At 37.3% G+C, this 20,792-nt stretch carries 21 protein-coding genes and 1 CRISPR repeat array; of the genes, 12 read left to right on the forward strand and 9 right to left on the reverse strand.

Annotated elements, in window-relative coordinates; genetic code table 11:
• Positions 1-305: 305 nt before the first annotated feature.
• Genes ABDV70_RS05165 through ABDV70_RS05185 form a run of 5 tightly spaced genes read left to right on the forward strand, consistent with a single transcriptional unit; the run spans position 306 to position 5,978 of the window.
• Positions 306-908 carry a fimbrial protein gene (locus tag ABDV70_RS05165; protein ID WP_343595977.1) on the forward strand — a complete coding sequence of 201 codons (603 nt, stop codon included), beginning with the start codon at positions 306-308 and terminating at the stop codon, positions 906-908.
• A 50-nt stretch (positions 909-958) separates the two neighbouring features.
• Positions 959-3,592, forward strand: a complete 2,634-nt coding sequence (locus ABDV70_RS05170) for a fimbria/pilus outer membrane usher protein (RefSeq protein WP_343595978.1) — start codon at positions 959-961, stop codon at positions 3,590-3,592.
• Positions 3,585-4,343, forward strand: a complete 759-nt coding sequence (locus ABDV70_RS05175; protein WP_343595980.1) for a fimbria/pilus periplasmic chaperone — start codon at positions 3,585-3,587, stop codon at positions 4,341-4,343. The genes ABDV70_RS05170 and ABDV70_RS05175 overlap by 8 nt, the downstream gene beginning before the upstream one ends.
• 26 nt (positions 4,344-4,369) lie before the next feature.
• Positions 4,370-4,912 carry a fimbrial protein gene (locus ABDV70_RS05180; protein WP_343595981.1) on the forward strand — a complete coding sequence of 181 codons (543 nt, stop codon included), beginning with the start codon at positions 4,370-4,372 and terminating at the stop codon, positions 4,910-4,912.
• 19 nt (positions 4,913-4,931) lie between these two features.
• Positions 4,932-5,978 (forward strand): fimbrial protein, encoded by a 1,047-nt coding sequence (locus ABDV70_RS05185; RefSeq protein ID WP_343595982.1) that lies wholly within the window; start codon positions 4,932-4,934, stop codon positions 5,976-5,978.
• Positions 5,979-6,214: 236 nt separating this feature from the next.
• A CRISPR array of direct repeats spans positions 6,215-6,603; the repeat unit is 28 nt; unit sequence GTTTCCCATCGCATAGATGGCTTAGAAA.
• A gap of 109 nt (positions 6,604-6,712) precedes the next feature.
• Here ABDV70_RS05185 and ABDV70_RS05190 read toward each other — a convergent pair.
• The 8 genes from ABDV70_RS05190 to ABDV70_RS05225 all read right to left on the reverse strand — a co-directional run bounded on the left by ABDV70_RS05190 (position 6,713) and on the right by ABDV70_RS05225 (position 13,708).
• A complete protein-coding gene (locus tag ABDV70_RS05190) occupies positions 6,713-6,916 on the reverse strand; it encodes a hypothetical protein (protein WP_343595983.1) in 204 nt (67 codons plus the stop codon).
• A 434-nt stretch (positions 6,917-7,350) separates the two neighbouring features.
• Positions 7,351-8,088, reverse strand: a complete 738-nt coding sequence (gene gloB / locus ABDV70_RS05195; protein ID WP_343595985.1) for a hydroxyacylglutathione hydrolase — start codon at positions 8,086-8,088, stop codon at positions 7,351-7,353.
• Positions 8,089-8,253: 165 nt separating this feature from the next.
• Positions 8,254-9,177, reverse strand: coding sequence for a CysB family HTH-type transcriptional regulator (locus tag ABDV70_RS05200; protein WP_343595987.1), 924 nt, complete (start codon positions 9,175-9,177; stop codon positions 8,254-8,256).
• A 45-nt stretch (positions 9,178-9,222) separates the two neighbouring features.
• Positions 9,223-10,278, reverse strand: a complete 1,056-nt coding sequence (locus tag ABDV70_RS05205) for a TOBE-like domain-containing protein (RefSeq protein ID WP_343595989.1) — start codon at positions 10,276-10,278, stop codon at positions 9,223-9,225.
• A 15-nt stretch (positions 10,279-10,293) separates the two neighbouring features.
• Positions 10,294-11,178: a sulfate ABC transporter permease subunit CysW gene (gene cysW / locus ABDV70_RS05210; protein WP_343595991.1), complete on the reverse strand. Its 885-nt coding sequence runs from the start codon at positions 11,176-11,178 to the stop codon at positions 10,294-10,296.
• Positions 11,175-12,008, reverse strand: coding sequence for a sulfate ABC transporter permease subunit CysT (cysT, locus tag ABDV70_RS05215; RefSeq protein ID WP_343595993.1), 834 nt, complete (start codon positions 12,006-12,008; stop codon positions 11,175-11,177). The genes cysW and cysT overlap by 4 nt, the downstream gene beginning before the upstream one ends.
• A gap of 59 nt (positions 12,009-12,067) precedes the next feature.
• The gene (locus tag ABDV70_RS05220; protein ID WP_343595995.1) at positions 12,068-12,664 is read right to left on the reverse strand and encodes an alpha/beta hydrolase; all 597 of its coding nucleotides are present in this window, start codon (positions 12,662-12,664) and stop codon (positions 12,068-12,070) included.
• Positions 12,665-12,694: 30 nt separating this feature from the next.
• Positions 12,695-13,708 (reverse strand): sulfate ABC transporter substrate-binding protein, encoded by a 1,014-nt coding sequence (locus ABDV70_RS05225; protein ID WP_343595996.1) that lies wholly within the window; start codon positions 13,706-13,708, stop codon positions 12,695-12,697.
• A 166-nt stretch (positions 13,709-13,874) separates the two neighbouring features.
• On the opposite strand from ABDV70_RS05225, the gene pabC reads away from it, so the two are divergent.
• The 7 genes from pabC to ABDV70_RS05260 all read left to right on the forward strand — a co-directional run bounded on the left by pabC (position 13,875) and on the right by ABDV70_RS05260 (position 19,943).
• Complete coding sequence (gene pabC / locus ABDV70_RS05230; protein ID WP_343595997.1) at positions 13,875-14,711, forward strand: aminodeoxychorismate lyase; 837 nt, start codon at positions 13,875-13,877, stop codon at positions 14,709-14,711.
• Positions 14,696-15,763 (forward strand): endolytic transglycosylase MltG, encoded by a 1,068-nt coding sequence (gene mltG, locus ABDV70_RS05235; RefSeq protein WP_343595999.1) that lies wholly within the window; start codon positions 14,696-14,698, stop codon positions 15,761-15,763. Before pabC ends, mltG begins: the two co-directional genes overlap by 16 nt.
• On the forward strand, positions 15,763-16,362 hold the full coding sequence (tmk, locus tag ABDV70_RS05240) for a dTMP kinase (RefSeq protein WP_343596001.1): 600 nt from the start codon (positions 15,763-15,765) through the stop codon (positions 16,360-16,362). The genes mltG and tmk overlap by 1 nt, the downstream gene beginning before the upstream one ends.
• 336 nt (positions 16,363-16,698) lie before the next feature.
• Entirely contained in the window at positions 16,699-17,592 is an 894-nt protein-coding gene (locus tag ABDV70_RS05245) for an amino acid ABC transporter substrate-binding protein (protein ID WP_343596002.1), read from the forward strand.
• Positions 17,593-17,665: 73 nt separating this feature from the next.
• Positions 17,666-18,508, forward strand: coding sequence for an amino acid ABC transporter permease (locus ABDV70_RS05250; protein ID WP_343596004.1), 843 nt, complete (start codon positions 17,666-17,668; stop codon positions 18,506-18,508).
• Position 18,509: 1 nt separating this feature from the next.
• Positions 18,510-19,184 (forward strand): amino acid ABC transporter permease, encoded by a 675-nt coding sequence (locus tag ABDV70_RS05255; protein ID WP_343596005.1) that lies wholly within the window; start codon positions 18,510-18,512, stop codon positions 19,182-19,184.
• Positions 19,185-19,199: 15 nt separating this feature from the next.
• Positions 19,200-19,943, forward strand: coding sequence for an amino acid ABC transporter ATP-binding protein (locus tag ABDV70_RS05260; RefSeq protein ID WP_343596007.1), 744 nt, complete (start codon positions 19,200-19,202; stop codon positions 19,941-19,943).
• A 106-nt stretch (positions 19,944-20,049) separates the two neighbouring features.
• Here ABDV70_RS05260 and ABDV70_RS05265 read toward each other — a convergent pair whose 3' ends face one another.
• Positions 20,050-20,643: a uracil-DNA glycosylase family protein gene (locus tag ABDV70_RS05265; RefSeq protein ID WP_343596009.1), complete on the reverse strand. Its 594-nt coding sequence runs from the start codon at positions 20,641-20,643 to the stop codon at positions 20,050-20,052.
• Positions 20,644-20,792: the final 149 nt, after the last annotated feature.

Below are 20,792 nucleotides of genomic sequence, written 5' to 3' on the forward strand. Positions count from 1 at the left end.
ACTATTTGTATTTTAATATTTTTATTGTCTATTTTTATATGTAATTTTCACGATTGGTCATGATATTTAAGTTGGTATTTTACGCTTTCATTCACTCCCGTTTAGAGAGTATATGGCTAAGAAAAACTTTCATTAATTAATTTTGTGTAACAATCTCCTTATATCATGATGCAATCATAAATTGTGTTTTATTTAATTACTTTTTTATATATTTTTAGTTTTAATACTATTTTTTATTAAATTTATTGTTAATATTTAGTCTCATTAATATTTAATCCACACAGAAAAACAACGAGGTTTTTTTAATGTATAAGACAATTATTTCATCATCATTAGCTACAGCACTTGGTCTTTCATTGGCTATGACCACTCAAGCAGCAGACCAAGGTCATGGTAAAGTTACATTTAAAGGTGAAATTGTTAATGCACCATGTTCAATTGCACCTGAATCTGTAGATCAAGTCGTTTATCTCGGTCAGATATCAAATTCAGCTTTAGCCGCATCAGGCGAATCAACACCAAAACCATTTTCAATTGAATTAGAAGACTGTGATTTTGGTACAGCTACACAACCTAATTTAGCAACTGGTGCAGTAAGTATTACTTTCTCTGGTAGTACTGTTGACCTTGGTAATAGTATTACAGCATTAGGCGTAACAGGATTTGGTGGAGATCCTTTAGCTGGTAATGTCGGTATTATTATTTCAAGTGCTGCAAATAATGAAGCGATTAAATTTGGTACAGCACAAAACCTAAATGGTATGCTTCAACCAGGTTATAACACTATGAACTTTAGTGCATATTTGAAAACAAAGGATACTGCAACGACAGCAGCAGACATTCCTTTAGGTGAATTCCAAGGAATTACAAACTTTACTCTTTCTTATATCTCCTTAAACCTTATTTAGTAACTATATTACATCAATATTTTAAAAATTGGGTTTTTAATAGTAAGCTTATGTTAAATAAAGGATTTTTAACAAGAATTTTACTAATTTTTTGTACGATATTCATCGCATCGAATTCATTTGCTGTATTAAACGATAATAGCAAAGATGATTTTTCTACGTCAGAAAAAAGTCTGGCTATTAAAGAGGAAGCAACCGTTAATGAAATTGATAAAAAAGATAAAAATACGAATAAATTAAATAACCTACATTTTAATACCGATTTGTTAGATATTTCTGATAAAGATAATTTTCAAATTGATTATTTCTCTAAACCTGGTTATATCCCACCTGGTAATTATTACTTTTCAATTTCTTTAAACAATAATGCACTAAAAGATGAAAAAATTCGTTTTTTTGAATCATTAAATGATCCTTCTATGACAGAGGCCTGTTTGACTCCTGAAATAGTCAAAAGTTTTGGTTTTTTAAAGAAGAACCAAAAGCAATTAGAGTGGGTGTCTATTCCGGGTATAAAAGAACAATGTTTAGTTGTTTCAAGTGTTGATGGAATGCTCGTTCAAGCAAATTTACCTCAAAATAGCTTAAGTATCCGTATTCCTCAATCATATTTAGAATATCAAAACAGTTATTGGGTGCCTTCTTCTTTATGGAGTACAGGGATTAATGGATTTATTTTAGATTATAATATTTCTGCAAATTGGATTAAACAGAATCATACTGCTGATGATAATACAGGAAATGTCAACACTTTTGGTTTGCTAGGCTATAACTTGGGTGCATGGCGTATTCGCGCAGAATGGCAAGCAAATTATCGTCATATTGTTACAGGTTATAATCAAAAAAATAGCGATTTCCGTTGGAATCGGTTTTATATGTATCGTCCTATCCCATCCTTAAAATCACAATTAACGGTAGGCGAGAATTATTTAATCACAGATATATTTGATAGTTTTCGTTATACAGGTGCCAGTTTAGTATCAGATATTAATATGTTACCTCCTAATCTGCGCTCTTATGCACCAGAAGTTACAGGCATAGCCCAAACAAATGCTTTAGTAACGATTAGTCAATTAGGACGAGTTATTTATCAATCTGTGGTTCCACCTGGTCCATTTAATATTCGTGATTTAAATGAAGGCTTAACAGGTACATTAAATGTTCGTGTTGAAGAACAAGATGGGCGGGTAGAAGAATTTTCTGTTGAAGCGACTTCTTTACCATTTTTGACCAGACCTGGCCAAGTACGCTATAAGGCTGCTATTGGCCGTCCGACAAATTTTGATCATGAGGTTACTGGTGATTTATTTGCAACGGGTGAATTTTCATGGGGGATATCCACCAATTGGTCTTTAATTGGTGGTGGTGTTTTGGGGAAAGACTATAATTCTGTTGCATTGGGTGCTGGGCGTAATTTGCATGCTTTAGGCGCAATTGCTTTTGATGTGACGCATGCTATGGCGAAACTTCCATTGGGTGAAAACCGTTCAGGGCAGTCATATCGTATTAATTATTCTAAAACATTTAACCAACTTGGTAGTCAGATTCAATTTGCAGGATATCGTTTTTCTGAAAGAAACTTCTTAAGTATGAATGATTTCTTAAATATTTCGGAAAATAGACCTTATATTGGTCAAAATAAAGAAATGTATCGCATTGCTTTAAATCAACATTTCCCTAGCAAAAATATATCTCTAAATCTTAATTTAAGTAAGCAGACATTCTGGGATGGTGCGAAAGATCGTGAGTATTATAATGTTTCTGCAAATAAAATTTTTAATTTCCATGAATTAAAAGGCGTAACAGTTTCAGTTAATGCTTATCAAAATAGATTTGAAGAGAAAGAGTGGGGCGCATTTTTATCCTTATCGATTCCATTAGATAACGGTGCTAGGGCTGGTTATAGTCTGGATACAACTAAAAATACTACAAGTAATCGGGTTTCTTATAGTGATATTGTTGATGAGCGTACAAATTATCAAATGAGTTATGCTTATGATGATAAAGACTATAGTTCAGTGAGTGCTTACCTCAATCATCGAAGTGACCGTGCCAGATTTAGTGTGAGTGCTAACCATCAACAAGATCGTTATTCATCTGTCGCAATGACAATGCAAGGTGGCCTGACCGTCACAGCCGAAGGAACAGATTTTCATAGAATTGCATCAATGGATAGCACAAGAATTTTAGTTGATACAGAAGGTGCTGAAAATATTCCATTGAAAGTGTATGGACCAACGACACCGTCAAATCGCTTTGGTAAAGCTGTCATTGGCGATGTGAATAGCTATTATCGAAACCAAATTAAAGTTGATTTAAATAAAATTCCAAAAAATGCTGAAGTCAATGATTCGATTATATATAGCACACTTACGAAAGGATCTATTGGTTATAAAAAGCTGAGTGTTATTTCCGGTCAGAAACAACTTCTTGTTTTGAAATTAGACACAGGTGGTTATGTTCCATTCGGTACGCAAGTATTTAATGAACAAGGTAAGGTTGCAGGAATGGTTGATGATCAAGGTCTAACGTACCTATTCGGTATACATGACGGAAAATCAATGACAGCGAAACTATCAAAAAATAGTGAATGTGTGATTACTTTTAACTCACCAAATGAACTTCAAGCGAACCAAAGCATCGTTTGTAAAACTCGTAACATTACAGGAGATCAGCATGATTAATAATGTTTGTCATACTTTTTCTAAACAGGCATTAAAAACAATTCTTGTAGCAACAATAGTCGGTACAAGTGCATATGTAAATGCAGCGATTACATTAGACAGAACCCGCATAATTTTTAATGGTGATCAGAAATCAACAACGGTCACGATATATAATAAAAATAAAGATTTACCTTATTTGGCTCAGGCATGGCTGGAAAATGATCAGGCTGTAAAAGTTAATTCTCCATTTGTTATTGTTCCCCCGATTCAACGGGTAGAACCAAATCAAGCGAGTCAAGTGAGAATAGAAGCTTTACCAATAGTTGAAAAATTACCACAAGATAGAGAAACCATTTATTACTTTAATTTACGCGAAGTTCCTCCGAAAAGTGATAAGGCAAATGTATTACAAGTTGCATTACAAAGCCGTATTAAATTATTTTATAGACCATCGAATTTAATGATAACGTCAAATGAGCTTATGAATAAACCTTGGCAAGCAGAATTAGTTTTACTTAAGAAAGATAATCAATTAGTTGCTAAAAATCCAACAGCTTATTACACCACTATTATTGGTGCTAAAAATTCTCAAAATAAATCAATTCAGAATTTTGAAGCGATTATGATCAGCCCATTTAGTGAAAAAACCGTTAAATTAAGTCCAACGGTTTTAGGAAACTCTCCTACTTTAATTTATGTGAATGATTATGGTGGTAAAGAAGAACTAAAGTATGAATGCAAAGTCACAGAATGTCTTGCCAAAAAATAAAATAGTATTTGAGGTCAATAAAAATAATGGCTATATCAACAAAGTTGAAATTAAAGTATTTAGGGACAACTTTGTTCTTAATGTTTAACACCCTTGCTGTTTTCGTTCCTAATGCTCAGGCAAATGGAGAAATACAAGTCATAGGATTAATTTTGGCGGAGCCTTGTACGCTTGTAAATAATGATATCGTGGTCGATTTTGGTGTGCTGACAAATAAGGATTTATTTAAGTATGATCGGTTAGAAAAATTTTCAGTAGAATTAGATTGTGAACCTGGAACAAATGAAACCACTCAAGTTCAGTTTTCAAGCACAAATACGAGTGAAAATAATACGATTCTTAATTTAGATCCTACAAGTCAGGCGAGTGGTGTGGGAATAAAAATACAAGATGATAAAGGGAATTACATCACTTTTAATCAACCCCAATCTTCATTTTATTTAAAAAGTGGAATCAATAACTTGGATTTTATTGCACATGTATCACGTAAGTCAGATACATTAACTTTAAGTGATATTCATTTAGGGGCATTTACAGCTACATCATCACTAATTATTGAATATCAATAGTTGTTATTAGGGTAATAAAATGATCAAGAAATTGCTGTTTCTAATTTTTGTATTAAGTTGCATTACAAAAGCAAATGCATTTTTTTGTACAGATATTACATCAGGTCAGGGTGTTGGAATAGGAAGCCTTACGATTCTTGAAGTACCATTAGACCCAGATTTAGTCAGTGGGAATACTGGGATAGTCAATGAATATGCTGATGTTAACAGTTATATTGTATGTCAGAACGAGGCTCCAGAAGTATATACAGACTGGTTATTTATGACAAGTTTTACTACACCATTGAATCCAGCAGTGGCATTTGGTGTACAAATTAATGGTGTTAATTATTTCGAAAGTTTACCGGGAAATGTACTTGTTCTAGAGTTTCCCCGAGGCGATGCTGCATCATTTCCTTTACCCTTGAAATTAGTCATGAAAGTGGGCGATAGACCTACTAATGGTGTATTTATTAAAAAAGGCGATGAATTAATGACCATGCATATGTTGAAATATGCATATATTGGTAGTGACACTACTCCTATTGATGAGAATACGTTCATTTGGAAATTTATTGCAGCGAATGACATTATTTTACCAGCAGGAACCTGTGATATTAATGATGGTCAACTGATGGTTGTTGATTTGGGTACTGTGCGTCGTTCTAGGATTTCGGGCCCTGGTACTGGTGCTACAAGTGAAGGAGCACAGGATGTTGAATTAACTTATCAATGTAAAAATAATAATGGCAGTATCGATACGAATTATAATGCAAATATTAGACTCTATCTTTCAGCAGCGCCGAGTTCTTTTTCTGGTAATGCTGTAGAAGTAAAAAGAGGTTCGACTGCTGGAACGGGTAATCTTATTCCTTATTTGGGAATGGAATTTTACCATAGAGATAGTGGTAAACTTTTAGCACCTAGTAATCAAGTGAGTGGTTATTTTAATTCACAAATTCGAAATGGTCGAGGTGGTCCAGATACCTTAAGAATAGGACTTGTGAAAGACCCTAATACATTACCTGAAAATATTGCAGAAGGTGCATTTAACGCTGTTGCAACTATTATTATGACATTAGACTAAATATTCCAGAGGCTTTGTCGGTAAGAGCATTGTGACATTCATGATAATAAATTGATTCCAATAAGGTGCAATACGTAATTTTTGTCCTTATTGAATCGGGGTAAGGCCCTAAAGTTTTTTATTCTTTAATAGTTTAATAAAAACAATAACTTACTCTTTGAGCAAAAAGTATTGGTCTTTTAATATTTTTTACCTTAAGCATTTGTTGTTACTTTATTTATTGTGATTTGTTTACTGTTTCCCATCGCATAGATGGCTTAGAAAAAAAGCCGAATGACTGGATGATCTTTTACAAGGTTTCCCATCGCATAGATGGCTTAGAAAAACGGCAGGCTCTGTATCACCAGCGATTGGCAGTTTCCCATCGCATAGATGGCTTAGAAACTGAAGATCAGGAATCTTTATTCGAAAGATTTTGTTTCCCATCGCATAGATGGCTTAGAAAATTAGAACCATTGTACTTACGCAATTCTTTTTGTTTCCCATCGCATAGATGGCTTAGAAAACTCAATGAATTATTGAAATTATTCGGCATGCGTTTCCCATCGCATAGATGGCTTAGAAAAATCAGGTCAGCGTTTTTGATTGTGACCAGAAGTTTCCCATCGCATAGATGGCTTAGAAATCTAAATAAAAAAGGCTCATTTCTGATCTGAGCCTAAATAACGATAATGAAAGTTTTTTATTATTATCAATAATATACAGGGGTGTCCAATGATCGAATAAAAAGCGTATTAAGCTTTTAAGTGATCCTCAAATTCTTCACCAAGTTGCATTGCCAAAGCGTTCCCTGATAAATCATATGTAACCAAGCCATATTCTTTTTTAAAACTAAATGTAAACCCCTTATTGTCTGCCAAACTTTTGACAGAGTATCCCAATTTTTCTAACCAAATACGAAATGCCGTAAGATTTTTTGCTTTAACAACTTTTTTCATGGCTCACACCTTCAAGTAATCGTTATATCTATTTATAAGGATGAGGTGTAATTTTTTAAAGGGGAACTCAGTGAATAATTTTTAATATTTACTAAGAAAAGTATTCTAAATGTAAAATGTGACTAAAAAATGAATAAAAAATATAGTGTGAAATTTTAATAAAGTTATTTAAAACAAATACTTGTGAATATTTTAAGAGAAAGGGACTAATTGAAAATAATTGTGAAAATTTCGCTAAAATCCAATTTTGAGTGTAAAAAAATATTTCACCGACTTGTATGTTGGGTTTGATATCAACATACACCATCAAATCGTTTAATTTGATGGCGTATGTTTAGAGTTTAACTGTAATAGTATGAAATTTTTATGGCTTGAGAAGGTCTCATTTCACAGGTATCTGTTATCGCAAGCATAGGCGGGTTGCCAAAAATGGCTTACGCAGTATCTTTTAATTTACGAATACGGGCAAATTCCTCGTGTGACTCTGCTCTTAAAAAAGGATTTGTTTCTAATTCTTCAGCAATCGTCGTAGGTAGGGTAATTTTATCTAAGTAACGCAAATATTCGATATGTTCAGCACGTTCTTGTAGTGCAACATTATGAGGCTCAATGCTTAACGCAAATTTGGCATTAGATAGACTATATTCATGCGCACAATAGAGTTTTGTATGCTCAGGCAAAGCCGCAATGCGGTTGAGTGAGTGGAACATTTGTTGATAAGTGCCTTCAAAAACACGCCCACAGCCCATTGCAAATAAGCAATCGCCGACAAATGCACTTTCTAAAAAATCGGTATAATAAATGATATGGCCTAAAGTATGCCCAGGAACGGCAATTACTTCAATTTCTAGTTCATGGAAAGAAAATGTCTGTTCATCATGTACGGGATGAGAAATAAAAGGAATTTTACTTAATTCGTCACGTGGGCCATAAACCGGAAGGTGAGGGTATTTGGCAAGTAAATCTGGGACACCGCCAATATGGTCTTTATGCCAATGTGTAAGCCAGACTTGGCAGATATTGAGTTGATGTTGCTGACAATAGTCAAAAACCAGTTGTGACTCGGTTGGGTCAATTACAACGACGTCATGGGTGGTTGTGTGTTCGAGCAACCAGATATAGTTTTGTAAGTTATTTTTTACATCGATGACATGTATTTGATATTCAGACATGTGTGCCGATTTCCTTGTATTTACATTACCTTATTATTCTAAATTACAGGATCAGGGGTGGCTTATGCAAACAGGTTTTGTAAAACAGCTAAAATAGAAAAAGTGATAACAAATGCCACTAAAAATATGATTAGCAGCATTTGTTTTTGAAAATTTTAGTGTGAATTAATCATCAGGATATGCGACTTTTTTTAAGGCAGCAATATCTGCGTCTGGTGAACATAAAGCAATAAATTCATAGCCATAGCCCCGAAGTAAATGGTCTTTACGCACAGCAATCCATGTGGTATTTAATCCAAATAAATCAGTTTTGATTTGTTGAAGTCGGTAGTCGCGTTCTTTGTCGTATGCAACATCGTTGACAATGCCGATGCCCATATCAAGCTCAACATAGGTTTTAATGACATCGGCATCTAAGGCAGACATTACAATATCGACGTCTGTATTGATTTCTTCAAATGCTTGGTCGATTTTAGAGCGCCCAGTAAACCCGTCATGATAGGTAATAATCGGGTATTGTGCTAAATCTTCTAAAGCGATGTGTTCAAGCTGAGTGAGTGGGTGTCCATAAGGGGTAATAATACTATGTTGCCATGTATAGTATGGGACACTCGCCAGATTTTCTTCAGTCGTTAAAGACTCTGTTGCAATCCCGATATCGGCTTCACCACGTAGCAACATTTCGGTAATTTCATTTGGGCTGGCTTGTTGTAGAACCAAATGAACTTTTGGAAATTCTTTTTTAAATAAGTTCACAATCGGTGGCAGTACATAACGTGCTTGTGTATGTGTAGTCGCAATTGTGAGTTTACCTTCATCTACTTTATTAAAGTCATCTGCAAGGCGTTTGATGTTGTCGGCATCGCCCAACATTCTTTCAACAATACTTAATAAAGACTGACCCGGTTCAGTTAATCCAAGTAGGCGCTTACCTTTACGGATAAATAACTGAACGCCAAGTTCATCTTCAAGATCTTTAATATGCTTACTTACACCAGATTGAGAGGTATAAAGTGCCGCAGAGGCTTCTGTTAAATTAAAATTTTGTCTAACAGTTTCTCTGATAATGCGTAATTGCTGAAAATTCATAATCTTTCACTAACCTAATACTTTTTAAACTGGGCGTAACAAGTGTTAGGCCGCTGGATGCTCGAATAGATGTAATTGCTTGGCACTGACCCAAACATGTTGATTGGGTTGGAAGTGTTGAGTTTTTGCCTGTTCAGCCGTTAAGATCACTTCGATGATTTTTCCTTGGCGATCTTGAAGTTCAAGATAGATTTTCCCTGCAATCCACAGTTCACGAATGAATGTTGCTTGAATTGCATTTTCTTTGGGATGTGCATGTACTTGTAACTCATGAGGACGTGCAAATGCAATCAAATTCCCTTGTGGTTGGTCGGTTTCAAGGCGAATGCGATCATCACCGAGAACGAGCATCCCTTGTTGGTTTTCGCCTTCAAAGCGGTTTGCCTGACCTAAAAAGTCAAAGACAAACGGTGTCGCAGGGTGTTCATAGACCTCTCTTGGAGAGCCGATCTGTTCGATATTTCCTTTGTTCATCACCACAATCTGATCTGCAACTTCTAGCGCTTCTTCTTGGTCGTGGGTTACAAAGATAGAGGTGATGTGTAATTCATCATGCAAACGACGTAACCAGCGACGCAGTTCTTTACGTACTTTGGCATCCAAAGCTCCAAAAGGTTCATCAAGTAGTAAAACACGCGGTTCAACCGCCAAAGCACGGGCAAGTGCAATACGTTGTCTTTGACCACCAGACAGTTGGGCAGGATAACGATCTGCCAGAAAGTCGAGTTGAACCAGTTCTAGCAGTTGCTGTACTCGCTGTTTAATTTCTGCCTCTGATGGGCGAGTTGCCTTTGGACGTACCCGTAAACCAAATGCGACATTATCAAACACAGACATGTGGCGAAATAAAGCATAGTGTTGGAAAACAAAACCGACCTGACGTTCTCGAACATGTGTATGGGTTGCATCAGATCCTTCAAGTAACACTTGTCCAGAATCTGCCGTTTCTAAACCTGCAATAATCCGAAGAAGCGTGGTTTTGCCGCAACCAGAAGGGCCAAGTAAAGCCACCAGTTGTCCTTCTGGAAAATCAAGACTAATGTTATTTAATGCGTGGAATGAACCGAAATTTTTCCCAATGTTTTTAACTTGAATGCTCATAACGCTACTCCGAATTTATTCCGATTTTTGTAATTGCGCATTCAATTTTTCCTGACGCAATTCAACCCATGTTTTAATGATTAAGGTGATGATAGCGAGGAATGCAAGTAGAGATGCGACTGCAAAAGCTGCGCTATAGCTATATTCGTTGTATAAGATTTCGACATGTAATGGCAGGGTATTGGTTTCACCGCGGATATGACCTGAAACCACTGAAACTGCACCGAACTCACCCATTGCACGGGCATTACATAAAATGACACCGTAGAGCAAACCCCATTTAATATTGGGAAGGGTGATTTTCCAAAAGGTTTGCCAACCCGAAGCACCTAACAAAATTGCTGCTTCTTCCTCTTCTGAACCTTGTGCTTGCATCAGTGGAATGAGCTCACGCGCAACAAAAGGAACGGTTATAAAAACAGTTGCAATGATAATTGCGGGTGGGGCATAAAGGATTTTAATGTCATGGTCTAAGAGCCATTCGCCTAACCAGCCTTGTGTGCCAAAAATCAATACCAGCATCAAACCTGCAATCACAGGTGAAACAGAAAAAGGCATGTCGATGAGCGTGGTTAAAATGGATTTGCCTTTAAAATTAAATTTAGCAACAGCCCAAGCTGCGGCAACACCAAACACCACATTTAAAGGAACGGCAATGGCGGCAGTGAGTAAGGTCAGTTTGACGGCTGATAACGTATCTGGATCAATTAAGGCATTTGCATAAACATGTATGCCTTGACGGAAAGCTTCTACAAAAACCAGAACCAAAGGCAAAATCAAGACAGATAAAAAAAGAATCAATGCCAATGCGAGCAGTAAATAACGAACCCATGTTGGTTCACGTGTGGCATCCCGTGACTGAAGTTGAATGGCATAATCGCTTTGTGATGTGATATTCATGATACGGCTCTTCCTGTGCGACGTGTTGCCCATGTTTGCAATAGGTTGATTCCAAATAAGATGACAAATGAAATCACTAACATAATGACGGCAATGGTTGTTGCTGCGGCATAATCATATTCTTCCAAACGAGAGATGATCATGAGGGGGGCAATCTCGGTTTTAAAAGGCTGATTCCCTGCAATGAAAATCACCGAGCCGTATTCACCTACACCACGTGCAAAGGCAAGCGCAAATCCTGTGAAAATGGCGGGTAAGGTAATTGGAAAAATAACGTAGCGAATGGTTTGCCAACGATTTGCACCCAAAGCCGAAGCCGCTTCTTCAAGTTCGGTTTCTAAATCACTTAAAACAGGTTGAACTGTACGCACAACAAAAGGTAGACCAATAAAAATCAGCGCAAGGGTAATCCCGATGGGGGTATAAGCGACTTTGATTCCCAATGGTTCAAGATATTGCCCAATCCAGCCTGTCGAGGCATAAAGTGAAGTTAGGGCAATCCCCGCAACGGCTGTCGGCAAAGCAAAAGGCAAATCAATCAGGGCATCAACAAGGCGTTTTCCCGGAAATTGGTAACGAACCAGACACCATGCAATCAGTAAACCCAAAAATACATTGATGAACGCTGCTAGTAATGCAGTTGTAAAACTGAGTTGTAAGGCTTTTAAAATCCGCATCGAACTCATAATGTCGAGAAAACCACTCCAGCCAATCCCTAACGATTTAATAAACACAGCAGAAAGTGGAATTAAGACAATAATAGACAGATAGAGCAGCGTAAACCCTAAGGATAGTCCAAATCCCGAAAGTACACGTTTGGGCTGCGACATAGGAATACCTCAGTTGTGATCTTGAATCGAATCACAGAAAAAAGAATAAAAAATACAGGTTATTGAGATAAAGGCTGTGTAGCACTACACATTCGTGTTGCAACAGCACAGTGTGAACTTGCAGCCAGATAAGGCAGGATTTCTGGGAATGGGCCAAACCCTGAAGTGACATTAATATGTCCGACCTGACCTAAATTAATCACTGGTACATTCCAACGCTTTGCCCAGTTTTGAGCATCGTAAAACTCTAGCCACGGGTCATTTTCACTGATGAACATAATGCTAGGAACTTGAATATGCAGCGTTTCAAAATGGTGCTGATAATTGGTTTTGCTGTCCTGAACAAAACCTGCTTCCCCAAAACGTGCAGGGTTCGCAGGAGCAACCAAAAGCAATTTAGAAACCTTTACTGCAAGCTCTGGATGAGCTGCCAAGGCTGCGATACTGGTTAAACAACCAAAACTATGCGCAACAATTTCGATAGGTGCTTGGATATTTTTCACGGCATTCACCCATTGAGAAACCCATTCATCCAAAATAGGTCGATCCCACTGTTGTTCTACACGTGAACTTGTCGTTAGGCGACGCTGTAACCATGATTGCCAATGATTGGAATCACTACCACCAACACCGGGAACAATCAAATGATGTGTCATATCCTGAGCTCCTATCCTAATTTCAAATCATTATTTTTTTGCGTTGTTACTTTGAACGATTTGGTCGAAGACACCACCATTGTCAAAGTGTTCTTTTTGGACTTTTCTCCAACCGCCAAATTCTTTATCAATGGTGACAAGTTTTAGCGGTTTGAAGACATTGCTATATTTTTTCAAAATTGCGGCATTGCGTGGGCGATAGAAGTTTTTGGCAATAATTTCTTGACCAGCAGGTGAATACAGATAGTTCAAATAACCTTTGGCTTCGAAAAAAGTCCCTTTTTTCTTAACATTTTTTTCAACAATGGCAACAGGAGGTTCGGTCAAAATAGATAAAGAAGGCGTCACAATTTCAAATTTGCCTGGTTGTTCGCGCACAGCCAAATAAGCTTCGTTTTCCCATGCCAGTAACACATCCCCGATACCACGTTCAGCAAATGTCGTCGTTGCACCACGTGCACCAGAATCTAGAACTTTGGTGTGTTGATAAATTTTGGCAACGAAATCACGTGCTGTTTTGTCATTACCGCCAGATTGATGTTTTGCCCAAGCCCATGCCGCCAAATAGTTCCACCGTGCACCACCAGAAGTTTTCGGATTTGGTGTAATAATTTCTACCCCAGGTTTGACCAGATCATTCCAGTCCTTAATGTGTTTCGGGTTACCTTTACGAACTAAAAACACAATGGTAGAGGTGTAGGGCGTTGAATTTTGAGGGAACTGTTTCTGCCAGTTTTCAGGCAAGAGTTTTGCTTTGTCGGCAATCACATCAATATCCGCAGCAAGTGCAAGCGTCACGACATCGGCATCTAGACCGTCAATTACGGCACGTGCCTGTTTCCCTGACCCGCCGTGAGACTGACGGAAATTGATGGTTTCACCTGTTTTTTGCTTCCAGTACGCACCGAAACCTTTATTAATATCAACATATAGCTCGCGTGTTGGATCATAAGACACATTTAAGAAGTCTTTTGCTGCAAAGCTAATTGATGAGAATGAAAGCAAAGTGGCCAAAAGCCCGATTTTTATTTGATTTAACTGCATTTTCTTTTCCTTCATATCTATAGGATGTTCATTCATGAAAGAAGAATACGACCAGATTAAAATCTAAAAAAATAATAAAAAGTGCAATTTATATGAATAAAAAAGAAAAAGAAAAAAATCATTGGTTTTAAACTAAGTCCTAAAATCAATTGCTTGGTTCACTTTTATGTACTGTTATAAAAATGCCAAAATTCAGAATGCTATAGCATTACAAGATCGAGCCTTTCATTATGGAGATGGTTGTTTTACCACAGCAAAAGTGGTGGACGGTCAGGTACAACTTTGGCACAGACATTTAAAACGTCTTGAAAAAGCCTGTGTACAGTTGCAACTCCAAGGCGATTTATCTGGGATTGAAACGACATTAAGGCAGATTTTTTCAGAGAATCAGTTCCAGCATGGTTCATTGAAAATTGTCATTAGCCGTGGTGAAGGACAACGTGGATATGCATTTCCAGATCATCCTGCTGATATCTGGATCTTTTGTTATCCAAGCAAACCTATTGAAGAAAATTCACTGAGCTGGATTGATAATGTTGAATTTCTTGATTCGCGCATAGGAATAACCATGCCAGCATTGGTTGGTATCAAAACATTAAATCGGTTAGAACAAGTTATGTTGAAGCAAGAGGCGCTAACAAAACAGCTAACAGAAGCACTAGTTGTGGATATTGAGGGGCGAATTGTTGAAGGGATAAGCAGTAATTGTTTTATGCATGTGAATAATCGGTGGATTACGCCTGATCTTGGTTATAATGGTGTTCACGGTATCATGCGTGAGGAAATTCTGTCACGTATGCAACAACTACACATTAAATGTGATAAAGCACCGATCACAATAGCGCAGTCTTCCCAAATAGATGCGCTGTTTTTTTGTAATGCCTTACATCCCATGCAGATTGTAAAGCATTTCAATGGACGGACTTTAGAGACTGAACCTGCTCAGCAGTTATGTAAGCAACTTAAACTTAATCAGATAGACGCATTATGGCTCAACCAGTAAAGAAAAAAACGGCAAAGAAAAAGCCAGAATCAACATTTCAAACATGGAAATGGGGAATAGGTTTTGTTGTATGTTTAGTGATTGCAATTTGGATCGGTTCAGTGAGTCTATGGAAACAATATCCAGTACAAGGGGATAAGCAATTTGTTTCGATTAATACAGGTGAGACTTACACACATTTTATTGACAACTTAGCAAAAGAAAAGAAAGTTAAGTTTCCAATTCTCCTCAAAATTTATCAAAAATTTATGATTCATGACACGCTCAAGGCTGGGGTGTATGAAATCAAACGTGGCATGAGTGTGCGTCAAGTTCTCGATATGATGTCGAATGCTGAAAATGCACAAATGAACCGTATTTTAGTGATAGAGGGTACGACTTTTAAGCAGCTTGTGGCTCGACTAAGACAAGATCCTTTAGTTGATAAAACGGTTGTCAATTTACCCGAGTCAGAAATGGTTCAGGCCCTTGGTATTCCTTATAATCATTTAGAAGGGCTATTCGCACCGAATACTTATTTTTATAACAAAGGTGAGTCAGATAAAAAAATCTTGCTCGATTTATACCATCACCAAATGGAAAATCTGGATGCTGCATGGGCAAAACGTGCGCCAAATTTACCTTATAAAGATAAATACCAAGCCTTGATCATGGCCTCAATTATTGAAAAAGAAACCAGTCTAGATGACGAGTTAAATCAGGTTGCTGGAGTCTTTATTCGCAGGTTACAAACGGGTATGCGCTTACAGACAGACCCAACGGTGATTTATGGTATGGGCGATAAATATCAGGGTAAGTTGACCAAAGATGACTTGCGAACTCCAACCGCCTATAACACCTATACCATGGCAGGGCTACCACCAACCCCGATTGCCTTACCAGGTAAAAAAGCCATAGAAGCTGCAATGCATCCAGACCAATCAGACAATGTTTATTTTGTTGCAACAGGCAATGGTGGGCATAAATTTAGTGCTACGTTAGATGAGCATAATCGTGCCGTTCAGCAATATTTAGCGGTATTAAGAGAAAAGAAAAGTGGAGCGACACCATAATGTTTATTAGTTTTGAAGGCACGGAAGGTGTAGGCAAAAGTACATTAATTCGTAAGTTACATGCATACTTTTTAGAAACTGGTAAAGATGTCGTTTTAACGCGTGAACCAGGTGGTACACCACTTGCTGAAAAAATCAGGGCAATGTTATTGGCAGTCGATCATGACGAAAAAATGTGTGCTGATACCGAGCTATTACTGGTGTATGCCGCACGGAGCCAACATTTAAATCAGGTAATTTTACCCGCTTTGGCACAAAACAAAGTTGTTTTAAGCGACCGTTTTAGTGACGCGAGTTTTGCCTATCAAGTAAAAGGGCGAGGGCTGGATCAGGCGAAACTGGAAATGTTGAATCAGAACTTCGTTACACGCTTGCCCGACATTACTTTTTGGTTAGATGCCCCGATAGAAACAGGCATGGCGCGCGCACGTGAACGTGGCGCTTTAGACCGTTTTGAACAAGAAAAAATGGACTTTTTCACACGTGTTCGAGAAGGATACCAATATTTATATGAGCGTTATCCAGAGCGGATTATTCGTTTAGATGCAACACAAAATGAGGATCAGGTTTTTCAGCAAGCGTTGGCTGCGTTAGGTTAAATATTTACAAAATGGAACATAACAAAAAAAGAGTGCATCAAAGCGGTGCGCTTTTTTTGTGAAATTGAATGAAAACGTGATTAAATACACAAAAAAATAAACATTAATATAAATAAAGTATTAAAAAATTGATTTTAAATTAGACAAAAGTCTAATGTTTGCATTTTTTTGTTCACTCTTTTTATTAAATTGATTATAAGTTTATATATTAGTAATTAAAACAAATAAACATTACTAAAAAAGTTGGCATGGTGTTTGCTGAATACCAAATTGTTTTAGCCAACAAAGCCATACTGGAATAGTGGCTAAAACAATGATTAATCACAGGAGTGAATAATGAAACTTTCTTCTAAATCTGTACTTGCGACTGCATTTATGTTTTGTGCAATAGGGGGCGCAAGTCAAGTTCAGGCAGCTGATACTCTTGCGAAAATTAAAAGCACTGGCAAAATTGTAATTGGGCATCGTGAATCTTCAGACCCAATTTCTTATGTTGTTGCAGGCAAGCCAGTAGGCTATGCAATTGATATTTGTAACAATGTTGCAAATGAAATTAAAAAAGAATTGAAAATGCCGCACTTAAAAGTCGAATATAAGGCAGTGACTTCTTCGACACGTATTCCTGAATTACTTTCGGGTAATATTGATATGGAATGCGGAACAACAACTAACTCTATTCAACGTCAGCAACAGGTATCGTTCTCAACCAACTATTATGCCACAGAAGTTCGTATGGCCGTTAAAGCAGGCTCAAATATTAAGAGTATTGCAGATTTAAATGGCAAGGCTGTAGTGACAACCCAAGGCACGACTTCTGATAAATACATTAAAATGAATGAAAAAGGTCAGGCTGTAAACGTACAAAACGTTTATGGTAAAGACCATGCCGATTCTTTTGCAATGCTTGCCTCAGGCCGTGCCGCAGCATTTGTAATGGATGACAATATTTTGGCAGGTTTAATTGCAAAATCTTCAAATCCTAAAGCATTTGCAATTGTTGGCCCTGTACTGTCTTCTGAACCATACGGCATTATGCTACCAAAAGGCGATACCAAATTTAAAGCTGTTGCAGACCGTGTTGTTGTCGGCATGTGGAAATCTGGTCAAATGGATAATCTTTATAAAAAATGGTTTGAATCGCCAATCCCTCCAAAACATACCAACCTAAATATGGCGCCAAGTTCTTCATTTAAAAAATTAAAAGCACGTCCAACTGACGCAGGCATTTAATCTGCTGTTGTGATGACGCTGATCATTCACCGTTTGGTGAGTGATCAGATTTTTGTTTTTTTAAGGAGCATTTATGTCTCTTGGCTCATTAAATTGGACGTCTTTCTGTTCAGCCTCAAATGAATATAGTGTGAATAAAGCACAGTGGGCAGAAAGTATTTGTCAGCATATTGGTGGTGCAAATTACTCACCTGTTGCTGAAGCGCCAACATGGTTGCAAATGTTAGGCAATGGTGTTGTGACCATGGTTTGGACCGCACTATTGTCATTTATCATTGCTTTTTTTCTCGGGTCAGTATTGGGTGTTATTCGTACCTTGCCAAATAAACCATTGGCAACAATCGGTAATGTCTATGTTGAAATTTTTAGAAATATTCCATTAATTGTTCAACTCTTTTTCTGGGCTTTTGTCTTCCCGGAATTTTTACCAAAAAGTTTAAGTGCAGGAAGTGGGGAAATTGTTGCAGGTGGTTGGTGGAAAGGGGTATTAAACCAACACCCAGCAACTATTGGGGTGATGGCGCTCGGTTTATATACTGCGGCACGTATTTCTGAACATATTCGTGCAGGTATTTTGACTGTTCCGCGTGGTCAAAAGTTTGCAGCTTCTGCAATGGGGTTTACCACAGCTCAAAGCTATCGTTACGTTATTTTACCTGTTGCATATCGGATTGTATGGCCAACACTAACATCTGAATCAATGAATATTTTTAAGAACTCGGCAGTGCTATATGCATTAAGCGTTCTCAATTTCTTTGCTTATACAAAAACCATGCGTGAAGAAACATCACAGGATGTGGTGATTCTGATTTTATCAACGCCAGTATATTTGATTATCACTTATACCATTAAAGGTGTAATGGCATGGATTGAAAAGCGGATGAGTGTACCGGGCTTAGGTTCAGGAGGTAAATAATATGGATTTTAGTCTATTACATCCTGATGTTGTTCAAACCCTGATAAAAGGGCTGCAATTTACCTTAATTGTGACCGTACTTGCCATGATTGGCGGTATCTTAATTGGTACGCCTTTGGCGATGATGCGTTTATCCAATAATGCGTTGGCACGTAACTTTTCAAAGCTTTATGTTGACTGTTTTCGTGGAATTCCACTGATTCAAGTCATCTTTATCTTTTACTTTTTACTTCCAAAAGTTTTTGAATTTCAGTCGGATACTTACTACGGGCCATTGTTTTCAAGTGTCATTACTTTTGCCGTGTTTGAAGCAGCTTTCTTTTCTGAAATTGTCCGTTCAGGTATTCAATCCGTTGCAAAAGGGCAGGTATTTGCAGGTTATGCCTTAGGATTTACCTATGGTCAATCCATGCGTTATGTAGTGCTTCCGCAAGCATTTCGCAATATGATTCCTGTTTTATTGACCCAGACCATTATTTTATTTCAGGACGTTTCATTGGTGTATGTCATTGGCGCACCAGACTTTTTAGGTAATGCAGATAGCTTGGCAAATACTTATGGTCCAGAAACAAAAGCGACGTTCTATCTCATTGTCGCCATTGTTTATTTCTGTATTTCGTTTTGTCTATCCCGATTAGTCAAACGATTACAACAAAAAATAGCCATTATTCGTTAAATTAAGGATATCAAAATGCCGATGATCGATATACAGCATATTTCAAAATGGTATGGTGATTTCCAAGTACTTACAGATTGTTCTACATCAATTGAAAAGGGTGATGTCGTTGTTGTCTGCGGCCCTTCAGGTTCAGGAAAATCAACATTGATTAAAACCGTCAATGCGCTTGAACCTTTTCAAAAAGGTGAAATTATAGTTGATCATGTTTCACTTAATGATCCTAAAACTGATTTAGCAAAATTTCGTTCACGAGTTGGGATGGTGTTTCAGCACTTCGAATTGTTTCCTCATATGACTGTTCTGGAAAATTTAACGATTGCACAGGTAAAAGTCTTAAAAAGAAATTTAACCGATGCTCGTGCCAAGGCAACTCAATATTTAGAACGTGTGGGCTTGCTGGCACATAAAGATAAATTTCCAGGGCAACTGTCTGGTGGCCAACAACAACGTGTTGCTATTGCCCGTGGTTTGTGCATGGACCCGATTTGCATGTTATTTGATGAACCGACATCTGCACTTGACCCTGAAATGGTCGGGGAAGTTTTAGATGTAATGGTGCAATTAGCGCAGGAAGGCATGACCATGATGTGTGTTACACATGAAATGGGATTTGCCAGAAAAGTATCAAATCGGGTTATTTTTATGGATCAAGGGCAAATTCTAGAAGACTGTCCAACATCTGAATTTTTCGGAAATTTAGCTTCACGACATGAACGTGCCAGAATTTTTCTAGATAAAATTCAAGCGGTTCATTAAAGTAATCTTTATTGCTGAAATAAGATGAAACCTTCATTTTTAATGAAAGTTTACCTTTAAAGAATTTGTTCTAAAAACAACCCTTTTACAGCTTGTAGAAGGGTTGTTAGTTTAATAAACCAATTGCTTTGAAAAAATTGGCATATAGTTCTGCTTTTTTGTCTAATGCGAGCGGATAAGCCCTAGAACTAGAGGGCAACCGATATAGATGTAATAAACGCTGTTCAAAGAGCACTTGGGATGGTGTACTCAAACTTGGTTTGTCACTGTCTTGAGGGAAATTCGACATTAAGGTTTCTGTCGCTTTGTCACCAGTGGTCATAATGGTATGACAATACGGGATTTGCTGTAGTAGGTTTGATAAGTTAGTCGGTGTGACAATGTCTAGAAATTTATCCGAAGCATTGCCTTTTTGACGAATGACTTCATAGGCTGTGTCATAAATTGCAATGCCATGCTGAATGAGAAATTGTTGAATTTCTGCTAATTTAAATTGCTTTTGTTCGATATCGAGAAATTGATTTTTATTATTGAAAAAAACTAACCCCATAATTCGCCACATATCATTTTGAAAATTAGGATAGAAAAAATTCATTTTCCACTTGTTGAGTGGTGGTGGAAAGCTACCTAGCATCAGCAGGCGGGCATTTTCGGGCAAAAAAGGCGGTAAAGGGTGTGTTTCTGTATTTTTTTCTGACATATATAGTAATGAGATAAAAGACAACTAGATCCAGTCTAACATAAGGGTTAAGCTGCATAAATTTGGAATATGTTATTTTGTGGCAAATTTTATGAGATTTAGGCACGGGTATATTTTTATTCATAACAAAAATAAAATAGCCTAAGTGT

It is taken from the genome of Acinetobacter sp. (assembly GCF_039596015.1).
Lineage (GTDB): Bacteria > Pseudomonadota > Gammaproteobacteria > Pseudomonadales > Moraxellaceae > Acinetobacter.

What these genes read in the sequence shown, in the direction of transcription:
- ABDV70_RS05165 (WP_343595977.1), top strand. Translation starts at nt 306, where the DNA reads ATGTATAAGACAATTATTTCATCATCATTAGCTACAGCACTTGGTCTT.
- ABDV70_RS05170 (WP_343595978.1), top strand. Translation starts at nt 959, where the DNA reads ATGTTAAATAAAGGATTTTTAACAAGAATTTTACTAATTTTTTGTACG.
- ABDV70_RS05175 (WP_343595980.1), top strand. Translation starts at nt 3,585, where the DNA reads ATGATTAATAATGTTTGTCATACTTTTTCTAAACAGGCATTAAAAACA.
- ABDV70_RS05180 (WP_343595981.1), top strand. Translation starts at nt 4,370, where the DNA reads ATGGCTATATCAACAAAGTTGAAATTAAAGTATTTAGGGACAACTTTG.
- ABDV70_RS05185 (WP_343595982.1), top strand. Translation starts at nt 4,932, where the DNA reads ATGATCAAGAAATTGCTGTTTCTAATTTTTGTATTAAGTTGCATTACA.
- ABDV70_RS05190 (WP_343595983.1), bottom strand. Translation starts at nt 6,916, where the DNA reads ATGAAAAAAGTTGTTAAAGCAAAAAATCTTACGGCATTTCGTATTTGG.
- gloB (WP_343595985.1), bottom strand. Translation starts at nt 8,088, where the DNA reads ATGTCTGAATATCAAATACATGTCATCGATGTAAAAAATAACTTACAA.
- ABDV70_RS05200 (WP_343595987.1), bottom strand. Translation starts at nt 9,177, where the DNA reads ATGAATTTTCAGCAATTACGCATTATCAGAGAAACTGTTAGACAAAAT.
- ABDV70_RS05205 (WP_343595989.1), bottom strand. Translation starts at nt 10,278, where the DNA reads ATGAGCATTCAAGTTAAAAACATTGGGAAAAATTTCGGTTCATTCCAC.
- cysW (WP_343595991.1), bottom strand. Translation starts at nt 11,178, where the DNA reads ATGAATATCACATCACAAAGCGATTATGCCATTCAACTTCAGTCACGG.
- cysT (WP_343595993.1), bottom strand. Translation starts at nt 12,008, where the DNA reads ATGTCGCAGCCCAAACGTGTACTTTCGGGATTTGGACTATCCTTAGGG.
- ABDV70_RS05220 (WP_343595995.1), bottom strand. Translation starts at nt 12,664, where the DNA reads ATGACACATCATTTGATTGTTCCCGGTGTTGGTGGTAGTGATTCCAAT.
- ABDV70_RS05225 (WP_343595996.1), bottom strand. Translation starts at nt 13,708, where the DNA reads ATGCAGTTAAATCAAATAAAAATCGGGCTTTTGGCCACTTTGCTTTCA.
- pabC (WP_343595997.1), top strand. Translation starts at nt 13,875, where the DNA reads ATGTACTGTTATAAAAATGCCAAAATTCAGAATGCTATAGCATTACAA.
- mltG (WP_343595999.1), top strand. Translation starts at nt 14,696, where the DNA reads ATGGCTCAACCAGTAAAGAAAAAAACGGCAAAGAAAAAGCCAGAATCA.
- tmk (WP_343596001.1), top strand. Translation starts at nt 15,763, where the DNA reads ATGTTTATTAGTTTTGAAGGCACGGAAGGTGTAGGCAAAAGTACATTA.
- ABDV70_RS05245 (WP_343596002.1), top strand. Translation starts at nt 16,699, where the DNA reads ATGAAACTTTCTTCTAAATCTGTACTTGCGACTGCATTTATGTTTTGT.
- ABDV70_RS05250 (WP_343596004.1), top strand. Translation starts at nt 17,666, where the DNA reads ATGTCTCTTGGCTCATTAAATTGGACGTCTTTCTGTTCAGCCTCAAAT.
- ABDV70_RS05255 (WP_343596005.1), top strand. Translation starts at nt 18,510, where the DNA reads ATGGATTTTAGTCTATTACATCCTGATGTTGTTCAAACCCTGATAAAA.
- ABDV70_RS05260 (WP_343596007.1), top strand. Translation starts at nt 19,200, where the DNA reads ATGCCGATGATCGATATACAGCATATTTCAAAATGGTATGGTGATTTC.
- ABDV70_RS05265 (WP_343596009.1), bottom strand. Translation starts at nt 20,643, where the DNA reads ATGTCAGAAAAAAATACAGAAACACACCCTTTACCGCCTTTTTTGCCC.